General features: G+C 61.3%; 9 protein-coding genes. 8 read left to right on the forward strand and 1 reads right to left on the reverse strand.

The genetic code is table 11. The features are described from left to right. The first annotated feature begins 34 nt into the window (after positions 1-34). Genes GGR39_RS15115 through GGR39_RS15125 form a run of 3 tightly spaced genes read left to right on the forward strand, consistent with a single transcriptional unit; the run spans position 35 to position 4114 of the window. On the forward strand, positions 35-1606 hold the full coding sequence (locus tag GGR39_RS15115) for a hypothetical protein (RefSeq protein ID WP_183618156.1): 1572 nt from the start codon (positions 35-37) through the stop codon (positions 1604-1606). Between the two features lie 32 nt (positions 1607-1638). Beyond that, positions 1639-2802 (forward strand): sulfotransferase family protein, encoded by a 1164-nt coding sequence (locus tag GGR39_RS15120; RefSeq protein ID WP_183618158.1) that lies wholly within the window; start codon positions 1639-1641, stop codon positions 2800-2802. Further along, positions 2708-4114 (forward strand): sulfotransferase family protein, encoded by a 1407-nt coding sequence (locus GGR39_RS15125; RefSeq protein WP_246388775.1) that lies wholly within the window; start codon positions 2708-2710, stop codon positions 4112-4114. The genes GGR39_RS15120 and GGR39_RS15125 overlap by 95 nt, the downstream gene beginning before the upstream one ends. Positions 4115-4187: 73 nt before the next feature. Here GGR39_RS15125 and GGR39_RS15130 read toward each other — a convergent pair whose 3' ends face one another. Next, positions 4188-4982: an aldolase/citrate lyase family protein gene (locus GGR39_RS15130; protein ID WP_183618160.1), complete on the reverse strand. Its 795-nt coding sequence runs from the start codon at positions 4980-4982 to the stop codon at positions 4188-4190. Between the two features lie 205 nt (positions 4983-5187). Between GGR39_RS15130 and GGR39_RS15135 the strand changes: the two genes are divergently transcribed. Genes GGR39_RS15135 through GGR39_RS15155 form a run of 5 tightly spaced genes read left to right on the forward strand, consistent with a single transcriptional unit; the run spans position 5188 to position 10701 of the window. After that, complete coding sequence (locus GGR39_RS15135; protein WP_183618162.1) at positions 5188-6117, forward strand: DODA-type extradiol aromatic ring-opening family dioxygenase; 930 nt, start codon at positions 5188-5190, stop codon at positions 6115-6117. Beyond that, the gene (locus GGR39_RS15140) at positions 6114-6986 is read left to right on the forward strand and encodes an alpha/beta fold hydrolase (protein ID WP_183618164.1); all 873 of its coding nucleotides are present in this window, start codon (positions 6114-6116) and stop codon (positions 6984-6986) included. The genes GGR39_RS15135 and GGR39_RS15140 overlap by 4 nt, the downstream gene beginning before the upstream one ends. Positions 6987-7046: 60 nt before the next feature. After that, positions 7047-8498, forward strand: coding sequence for an aldehyde dehydrogenase family protein (locus tag GGR39_RS15145; protein ID WP_183618166.1), 1452 nt, complete (start codon positions 7047-7049; stop codon positions 8496-8498). Further along, positions 8491-9321, forward strand: coding sequence for a 2-oxo-hept-4-ene-1,7-dioate hydratase (gene hpaH / locus GGR39_RS15150; RefSeq protein ID WP_183618168.1), 831 nt, complete (start codon positions 8491-8493; stop codon positions 9319-9321). Before GGR39_RS15145 ends, hpaH begins: the two co-directional genes overlap by 8 nt. 60 nt (positions 9322-9381) lie before the next feature. After that, positions 9382-10701, forward strand: a complete 1320-nt coding sequence (locus GGR39_RS15155) for a phytoene desaturase family protein (RefSeq protein ID WP_183618170.1) — start codon at positions 9382-9384, stop codon at positions 10699-10701. Positions 10702-10738 lie beyond the last annotated feature (37 nt).

A 10738-nucleotide genomic window follows, 5' to 3' on the forward strand; every position in this document is an offset into this window, starting at 1 on the left:
CGAGCGGAAAGAGGGGCAGGGGAGTAGGTGTCTGATGCGCTTCATCATGCAAGTTACTTCCAAGGCGGTCGTCGGTCGCGAGGTAGCCTATCGCGATTGGTATAAAAGCTATCATCTAAGCGATGTTCTAACTTTACCAGGTTTCAAGTCGGCGACGCTGGATCGCCAACTGGGTGAGAACGAAAACGCCACCGGTGGCTTTATCGCACGCTACGAAGTCGAGGCGGAGACGCCTGCTGCGGCAATGCAGGCGCTTGGCGCCGCCTGGCCCAGCATGCGCCATACCGAAGACACGGACGCGGATGGCACACGGGTTGAGTTTCTCGTTCGAGAAGCGGTCGAGTCGGCCAAAGATGTTGTCGAACAAGTGTCTGATCATGACGTCAGCTCCTATCGGGACAAGATTCTCGCCAGAGCCCTACGGACTATCCAGTCGCCACAGGTGGTGCGCGCGCGTCAACTCGCGGCTATGCGGTTTCGTTGGGTTTTGCGGGATGATCCTCCCGACGAGGCATGGTCCAGCTTCGATGCCATGATGGACGAATATGTCTTCAACAACGCGCTTAAGGCCGCGAATGCTGACCCGAATTATCCCGAGGTTATGCTGAATTATGCGATGCCGCACCAGTGGCATGGCATTCACGTTCCGGGATCGCGGGTGAACGGGGATAACTGCGACAATGCCTATCGATTGATCCCGATCGACGGGAAGGCGAACTTTCGCCTGGAGGGTCGTCGCGCGGCGTATGGTCCATCCGATGTGACTTTCACACTTGTCGGCAATTGGGAAATGACCAAGACGTTGGCGGGGCTTGAGGGCAGTTCACTCGAATACGGTCCGGACGGAAGGTTCGTCATAACGATCGGGCCCGATCCTGCAAATGGCAAACCCAATCACATCCAGTCCCGCCCCGGGGCGGTCATGCTCTTCGTGAGGGATTCCCTTGGTGACTGGGACCAGCAGCCGAACGAGATGCGCATCCAGCGTCTCGATCCGCCGGACGCACCGCCTATGACGGACCAGCAGATCGCTGAACGAGCCGCAGAGTTGATCATCGACAGTGTGCCGCAGGTCTATTGGTACCTCAAATACATCCATGGCAGCCCCAATGCCTTTCCGCAACTCATCAAGTCCGACACAGCGGGTGGCCTTTCAACGCAGCGGGGGAATGCGGCGTCGGCAATCCTTGCCGACGATGAAGCGATGATACTGACCTTTGACCCATGCGGTGTCAATTACTTCAGCGTCATCTGCCAGGACTATTGGTGGATCACGATGGACTACGGGCAGATCACATCAAGCCGCAATACCGCCCAAAGCGCGCTCAACGAAGACGGAACGGTCACCTACGTCGTGTGCGGACAGGATCCTGGCGTCCACAACTGGATAGACACCGCCGGCCTGCACAACGTGGTGCTGAATGTTCGGCTACAGGGGCTTCCTACCGAATTGGAAAAGGAACCACTAATAACCAGCCGTATCGTAAAGTTGCGGGATCTGGATGCATCTTTGCCGGCGGGCATGAGGCGGGCGACCGCCGAGCAACGCACCGCTGAGATTGCCGAGCGGATGCGACAAGTCGCCGAGCGCTACGCCCGCATTTGAATGGGCCAGGTAAATATCCTCAGGGGAGCATGATGAGCACGACACACCTGCTCGACACGGATTCGATCATCGAATCGGCAGAAATCGCAGTGGGCATCGATAGTGCGGTCGATGCCCACCTGCATCAGCGGGTTGACGCCCTAGTGCGCCTTTTCCGCGAACAGGCCGCGTTCACTGCCGACCAGATGATCGCCACACGGCGTCAGATCGTGAAGAACCTCGCTCGGCGAATGGGGATAGAGGCCGATATAGCCCGTCATCCAGAGATACTGGATGAAGACATCGAAGCCCCCATTTTCGTCGTGGGTTTCGCGCGTACCGGCACGACCTTGCTCCAGTCTCTTCTTGCTGCGGATCCTGCCAATCGCGCGATGCCCGCGTGGCGCATACGGGAGCCTTCGCCGCCGCCCGGGGACGGGCCAATGTCGCTGTATAGGCTGCGGGCCGCCGAGGATGATGTGTTTCGCTACGTGGCGCGCTGTCCGGGCAATTTGCCGCTGCATCCGTATTGGGATGCAGGCGCGCTCGCCCTGATCGAGGACGACGAGATATTCACCATCGATTTCGCGAACGCCTATCCCACGCTGCTTTACGATGCGCCTGTGCTAGCCGTTATGTTCGAGCTCGATGATCCGGACCGGGCATACGGGTTCCTGCGCCGCTTCATGCAGCATCAGCAATGGCGCGCGCCTCGCAAACGCTGGGTGATGAAGGGAACGGCCCACCAAAAATATATGCCGGCTCTGTTGCGAGCATTCCCCAACGCACGGTGCATCTTTCCTCATCGCGAGCCAGCCGAATTCATGCCATCGATCATGGCGATCGTGGCTTCGGTCTATGACGGGATCAACAGTGGCGGCGTTACGCGCCGTGACATGGGCCAATTCCTGATTGAAGACTTCAAGCGATCCGCTGCCGCGCTCGCCGATGATCCCGCACTTGACGATCCACGGATCGTGCATCTGCCCTTCGCCGACATGGTACAGGACCCGATTGCGTCATTGCATCGGTTCTACGATCACGCGGAGATCGCGTTTACCGCTGAAAGCGAGGCCGGGATGCGCGAATGGCTGGCGAACCCCGCTAATAGCGCGGACCGCTATGGCCGCAGGCGTTATACGTTTGAGCCGTTTGGCATTGAATGGGCCGTGCATTCTCGCGCATTCGATCCCTATCGGGCGCGGTTTCTGGAATGATGCCGCCAGGTTTAATCTGCTTGGGCGACCATCCGCAACAGGGTCAGAGAACCGGCAAAGCTACCGCCGCGCGAGCTTCGGGCGCGAGTTTTGCGATCGAACGGCACGACATCAAACCATGTTTGACAAGGATACCAGCATGACGACCACCAAAACTGACGCAGCGCCTGAAGGCGGGCTCGATATCGACAGCCTTTGCGCAGCTGCGGCGGCCCGGGCGGGACATGACGATTTCGGCACCAATTGGCGCGAGGGATTGGAGCAACTCGCTGTTTCCGCCAACGCGCTTAATCTTGACGCCGCGTCCTATCAGGGCATGGTGGCGCAGATCAGTGCCTTTCTGGATGCCCGGCTCCTTGCACACAAGGGCTTTGCCGAAAATCCAGGCTACAGCACCGTCACAATCCGCCAGCCGATTATCATCGCCGGGCTCGTCCGTTCAGGCACGACGATACTGCACAAATTGCTATCCATCGATCCCCAGTTCCAGGTGCCGGAGCATTGGCTCACCATGGCCCCCATGCCCCGGCCCCCGCGCGATACCTGGGCCGAAAATCCGATCTATCGCAAGCTTGCCGGTATCCTCGACGCACAGATGGAAATTTCACCAGAACTTATTGAGCATCATAATCAAGCCGCTGATGAGGCGGACGAAACGCTCCTGCTGCAAAGCCAGACATTCTGTTCCAACATCTTCCCGTCGGCTTTCGGCGTTCCGGACTATGATCGGTGGTTCCGGTCGGTCGACGAGAGGCCCTATTTCCGTTACGTTGCCGATGTCTTGCGGTTGATCGGCATGAACGAACCTGACCGTCGCTGGCTGACGAAGAATCCCACGGACCTGTTCTCGCTCGACAGTGTGCTCGACGTCTTTCCGGACGCGCTGATCGTGCAGACCCACCGGGACCCGGTGCAGTCGATCCCGTCCGTCGCAGGTACGATTCGCAGCGTTCGGCGTATCTTCCTGCCTGGCGAGCCCGACAAGGCGGCGATCGGCACCCGGGAGGCTGAGTTTTGGGCCGAGGCGCTCCGCCGGGCCCAGGAGACAAGGCAACGGCGAGAGATCCATGCCATCGACATCGAGTTCGGCGATTTCATGCGCGATCAGATCGGCGTCGTGCGCCGGATATACGATCACTTTGGTCTGACACTGTCGCCACAGACGGAGGAGGCGATGCAGGATTGGCTGGCCGCCCACCCCCGTCAGTCGAAGTCGTTGCAGCGGGTGGCGCCGGAGGAGTACGGCCTCACAGCGGAGGGGCTGGCTGAGACATTCGCCGACTATCGTCGCGCGCGATGCTATGCAGGATGATGCCGGACCGGGGGGTGGGCATGCCTCCCGGGCCTGGCCTTTTTTCCGCTCGGACGAAGCTTGCTCCGGCCGTCTAGTACGGGCCGGTCTGCGGACCGCGGGAAGGGGCATTGAGGCCATAAGCTGCAGCCAAGCGATCCGCGCCACCTGCCAGCAGTCCGACATCGTTGCCCACTCCGACGAAGGTGCAGCCAATCTCGAGATAGCGCTTGCCGGAGTCGATATTGGCCGTCAGCGCACCCGCCGCCTTGCCGCACGAGCAAATGAGTGCGATCGCCTCCTCAATGCGGCGGACGACGTCGGGATGGGTGGGCTGCCCCCGGTAGCCCAGCGCCGACGACAGATCGGCCGCGCCGAGGAAGATGCCATCGACGCCATCAGTTCGGACGATCGCTTCGAGATCGTTCAGCGCCTCTACCGTTTCGACCTGGACGATGAGGCAAATTCCATCGTTCGCTTCCGCCAGATATTGATTGTTGCGGTTCCAGTTTGAGGCGCGCGCGATGCCGGCGCCGACGCCGCGGATGCCCTCTGGGGGATACTTCGTCATGCGCACAATATCGGCTGCGTGGTTGGCATCGCGAACCAGCGGAACCAGCAAGTTGCGAATACCGATGTCGAGATACTGCTTGATGATCCAGGGTTCGGCAATGGGTGGACGGGCAACGACTTCGACACCGGCGCCGGATACAGCCTGAAGCTGGGAGACGAGGACCGGCACGTCGATCGGCGAATGTTCTCCATCGAACAAAAGCCAATCAAAACCGGAACCTGCGCAAATTTCAGCTGTGTAGGGGTTGGCCAGCGCGATCCAGAGACCGATCTGGCGCTTTCCGTCCGCAAGTGCCTGTTTCAGTTTGTTCTGCATTGCGCCAATCACCCCATTCCGTTGGCCGCTTGCATACCACGATGCCACCACGGATCGTCCGCAACAATAGGAACATCGGCTTGCAGCCCAAAGGAATTCCTAATGGCGCTGGGACGCCAGGTTGGGGCAATGTGCAAAACAGCTTCCACAGCGTGTCGTAAAAACAGGCGCGGAACGCGCCAAGCCACGGTGATCAGGAGGACGCATGCAGATTGTCGGAATGGTGACAATGTCGCATTCGCCATCCTGGGACCTCGGCCCCGTGGATGGGGCTCCAAAGGCCTATGTCGATGCAGTCTTTGCGGCTCGCGACATGGTGGTTGCCGCACGCCCGGACATAATGGTGGTGTTCGGACCCGATCACGCGCGCAACTTCTTTTTCGATGTTATGCCGTCCTTCTGCATCGGTGTGGATCGTGTCAGCGGCTTTGGCGACTTCGGATCGCCCAAGGGGGAACTGCCGTCCGATCCGGCGCTGGCGCGGTCCGTTGCCGATCGTGTGGCGGCCGACGGGTTCGACCCAGCGCTGTCCTACAACATGGGTGTCGATCATGGTATGTCACAGCCGCTTGCTGCGCTCACCCCCACCCTCGACATACCTGTACTGCCGGTCATGATCAGCACCGGCGGCCCGCCGTTACCGACCTTGGCGCGCTGTCATGCTTTTGGGCGAAGCGTGGGGCATGCGCTGCGCGCCTACGACGGTGCCGGGCGGGCGGTCATTGTGGGTTCGGGCGGCTTATCGCATTGGCCTCCCTCGGTTTCCCCTTCCGATCCGGAAGTTTCGGCTGAAACGCGCGATTATGTCATCAATGGCCGGACTCGCTCTGCCGAATTCAACGCCGCTCGCGAAGCATCGTCGCTCGGCCGTCGCGCGAAGGGCGGCACAGGTCCGATCAACGAAGAGTGGGATCGCTGGCTGCTGGACTGCCTGAAGGCGGGTGACATCGAGGCGGTGCTGGGCATCGACAACGCCACTCTACTGGATAAGGCCGGGCCCGGTGGGCAGGAGATCCGCGCATGGATCGCGGCATTGGGCGCCTGGGGGTCAGGCGTGCAGTCCATCGCCTACGCCCCGGTGCCGACCTGGATAACGGGAATGGGCTGTGCGACAGCCTTTTTGGAGGACGCATGAGCGAGGGTTACGAACACCGCAGCATCTGGGGTCATCTGATGAAGTTGGCCTTCTGCCAGAACTATGTCGATGCGGGCGGAATACGGACGCGCTACGTGGAGGCAGGGCCGAAGGATGCGCCGGTGGTGCTGATGATCCACGGGACCGGCAGCAGCTGGGAGTGCTTCTGCGCGACCCTGTCCAGCCATTCCGAGCATTTTCGCTGCATTGCCATCGACATGGCGGGCAGCGGGTTCAGCGATCGTCCCGACGAGCCCTATGAGATCGGTTTCTACGTCAACCATGTGCTCGCCTTCATGGACGCCCTGGGGATCGAAAAGGCATCGTTCATTGGCGTTTCGCTGGGTGCATGGGTCACCAGCCGCCTTGTTGTCGATCACCCCGAACGGGTGGAAAAGGTTACGCTCCTCGCGCCTTCGGGCCTGATCATCAACAATGCCACCATGACGCGGACCAAGAGCGTGCGCAACGCGGCAGTCGACGACCCGTCATGGGAGAACATCCGCCCGGTGTTCAATTCGATCCTTTACAAGGAGGAAGATCGTCTGGCCGATCTGGTTCAGGTGCGACAGGCGATTTATCGCGAACCGAACATGAAGATGGCGATGAACAACATCCTCGTCCTGCAGAACGCAGATGTCCGGGAACGCAACCTTGTTACCGAGGAGGAATGGCGCGGCGTCGACAAGCCGATCTTCATCATCCTCGCCCCCGATGACAACCCAGACTACACGACGACGGGCAAGCGGATCGCCGAACTTGCCCCCAATGTGCGAACGCTGACCATCGAAAAGGTAAAGCACTGGGCGCACTTCGAAGCGCCGGACATTTTCAATCCGGCCAATCTCGAGTTCCTGCTGGGCCGCTGAATTCGCGGCATCGGGGCAGCACGCCAGACTGGGTGCGCCCCACGTATGAAAGGGTTTTCAATGGCCGGTGTTGCGGCATACGGTGCGTTCCTGAACAACAAGGTGGTCGCCTCGCCCGACGCCTATCTGGTTGACGTGGTAAATCCGGCAACCGGAGAGGTGTTCGCTCGGCTAGCCGAAAGTGCAGCCGAGCAGGTCGACGAAGCGGTCCGCTCGGCACGGCATGCGCTGGAAGAGGGGGCATGGGGGCGAATGGCGGCCTATGAGCGCGGTCGGCTGCTTGCCCGGTTCGGAACCCTTATTCTCGACAACGCCGACGAGCTGGCGGCGATCGAGGCGCGGGACACAGGTAAGCCGAATGGACAGGCGATGGCCGACATTCGCGCGACGGCGCGCTACTTCGAGTTCTACGCCGGCGCGGCGGACAAGCTCCATGGCGAGACGATCCCCTACCACGAGGGGTTCTTCGTCGCCACCGAGCGCGAGCCGCACGGTGTAGTGGCGCACATCATCCCATGGAACTACCCGGCGCAGATGTTCGGCCGCAATGTCGCGCCGTCGCTGGCAGTGGGCAACGCTGCCGTCGTCAAGCCGGCGGAGGATGGCTGTCTGTCGGTGCTGCGCATGGCGGAACTGGCGGTCGAAGCGGGCTTTCCCGAAGGTGCGTTGAGCGTCCTGCCGGGGCGGGGAAGCGTTACCGGGCAACTGCTGAGCAACCACTCCGATATCGATTATATCGCCTTTACCGGCAGTCCGGGCGTCGGAGAGCAGATCCAGATCGCCGCCGCCCGGCGCGCGATCGGTTGCACGCTCGAATTGGGCGGCAAGTCGCCGCACCTGCTGTTCGGCGATGCGGACCTGTCAGTGGCAGTGCCGGCAATCGTCAACGGCATTGTCCAGAATGCTGGACAGACCTGTTCGGCGGGGTCACGCGTACTGGTGGAGCACGCACATTTCGAACGGCTGGTGGGAGCTTTGGCTGACGCATTCGCGAAGTTGCAGGCAGGCACGCCGGAGATGAACCTCGACACCGGGCCGGTCATCAACGCACGCCAGCGCGATCGCGTTGAAGCCTTCTGTGCCCAGGCCGACAGCGACAATCTGACCTTGATTGCAGAAGGTTCGATCGCCGAAGATGCGCCCAAGGACGGCTTCTTCGTCCGCCCGCGCCTCTACGGTCCGGTCGACCCGAACAATATCATCGCAAGGGAGGAGGTTTTCGGGCCCGTCCTGGTCGTGATTCCGTTCGAGGATGAGGCCGATGCCCTGCGTCTGGCCAATGACAGCGAGTTCGGTCTGCTTGCGGGCGTGTGGACGAAAGACGGAGGCCGATCGATGCGTCTGGCCCGCAAGATCAAGGCGGGGCAGGTATACATCAACGGATTTGCCGCGGGCGGTGGCATTGAATTGCCGTTCGGCGGGGTAAAGCGTTCTGGCCATGGACGAGAGAAGGGATTTGCCGCCATGCATGAACTATCGACCAGCAAGACGATCATCCATCGCCATGGCTGAACCCGTGATAACCGACGCCGCCGCTCAGGCACTTGCAGCCGAGCTGGACGAGGCCGAGCGCACCAAGGTGCAGATACCGCAGTTTTCCCTGCGTTATCCCGATATCACCGTCTCCGACGCCTATCGGATTCAGCGCGCGTGGGTGAAGCTCAAGCTGGCTGCCGGTCGCCGCATCAAGGGGCACAAGATCGGGCTGACGAGCCGCGCGATGCAGCGCGTGTCAAACATCACCGAGCCGGATTACGGAACCTTGCTGGACGACATGTTCTTCGAGGGCGGTGGTGATCTCGACATGACGAAGTTCATTGCGCCGCGCGTTGAAATGGAGCTGGCGTTCGTTCTCAAGAGCCCCCTCGAAGGGCCGGAATGCACGATCTACGATGTTCTGAACGCGACAGATTTTGTTACTCCGGCAATCGAGATCGTCGATCAGCGAATTCAGCCCGTTGACCCTGCCACCGGACGAACCCGCAAGGTATTCGACACGATCTCGGACAACGCCTCCAACGCAGGGGTCGTGCTTGGTGGCTGCGCGGTGCGGCCTGATACGCTCGATCTGCGCTGGGTTGCGGGCATAGGCTATCGCAACGGGGTGGTGGAGGAGAGCGGTGTCGCGGCAGCGGTGCTCAACAACCCCATCAACGGACCAGCCTGGCTTGCCAACAAGCTGTTCCCCCATGGCGAACGGCTGGAAGCGGGGCAGATCGTGCTGGGCGGCTCGTTCACCTCGGTCATCCCCTGCGCTCATGGCGACAACTTCTTCTTCGATTATGGGCCGCTTGGGACGATCGCCTTCCGGTGCGTACGCGAGACGGGCGCGTAAAGGTACAGGCGGCTTCCGCCAGAGCAGAAGCCATGCCCGTTCGTTTGGGGACTTGCGGACATGAAGGTCTATGATGTTGTCGTCGTGGGAGCGGGGGCCGGGGGACTGTTCGCAGCGGCCTGTGTTGCCGCAAAGGGCTTTGCGGTGCTCCTGCTCGACGATGGCGAGCGGGTAGGCGGGCGCGCCACATCTTATCAGATCGACGGGTTCACCGTGAACACGGGGGCCATCGCGCTGAAGACCGGCGGTGTGATGCAGGACATCCTGGATGACCTTGGCATCGCGCTTGACGTCAGGATTCCCGAACCGCGCACGACGTTCCGCGTCGGTGGGCGCTCGGTCGCGGCAGGGAAGGGAGGGCTCGGCATTTTGCTGGGAAGCCTGACCAAGGCTGCGGCGCGGATTGGCCAGACCTTTGCGCAGGCACGCCATGGGGAATTGCCCGAGGAATCGCAGACCACGCAGGAATGGCTCAACGGCTTTACCCGCAACCAGACCGTACATGGCCTTTTCCGTAACCTGTGCGGCGTGCTCTTCGCAGTCCATCCGGCCGAGCTTCCGGCGCGGACCTTCTTGTCCTTCTTTGCGCGCAGCGCTTCGGTGCCATTCGGCTATTGTCCGTGCGGAACCATTGGCGTGTGGGAGGATGTCGCGAATGTCATTCGCGCGAGAGGCGGAGAAATCCGACTGGCAACGACAGTCGAAAGGATCGTTGTCGAGGGCGGTCTTGCGCGCGGCGTAATCGTTGCCGGATCAGACGGCGGCACGTTCATCGGGGCACGGGCGGTGATCAGCAACACCGGCGTCACCGGCACGATCGCGTTGGTCGGGGCCGAGGCGTTGGGTAAGGAGTACACTGCCCTGGCTGCGCGCCGGATCAAGCCGACGACGATCTATAATCTCTATCTCGCCTCGCGAGAAAAGATCATCGAAAGCGCCGGGCTGGTCACGCTGGCCGATACGCAGCGACTGTGCACGGTCGGCGACATGACGTTGACCTGTCCCGAACTGGCGCCGCCGGGATGGCATATGTATGTCGCCTATGCCGTGCCGCAGCCCGGTGACCGGATGGACGACGCAGCGCAGATCGAATCTGCCCTGGCGGAACTGCAGCGCGAGTATCCGGCCTTCGCATCTGCGCGCGTGCTGCTGGCGGAAAGGATGGTCGGCAGCCGGACCCGCGCAGGATATGCGATGGATCAGGCGACGCCCGTCGCGAACCTCTGGAACGTTGGCGATGCGGTCATTTCTGAAGGCGATGGCGGCACACAGGCGTGCGCAGAGACAGGTCGCAAGGCGGCCGACATGGCCATTTCCTTCCTTAGAGCGGTTTCCACACGAACTGACTCGGCGGGGATTCCCTTTGCAGGCTCGTTGTGATTCAGGCTTCCTGCTGGTGGCAGGAGGCCAGCGTGGA

The organism is Novosphingobium fluoreni (assembly GCF_014196615.1).
Classification (GTDB): domain Bacteria; phylum Pseudomonadota; class Alphaproteobacteria; order Sphingomonadales; family Sphingomonadaceae; genus Novosphingobium; species Novosphingobium fluoreni.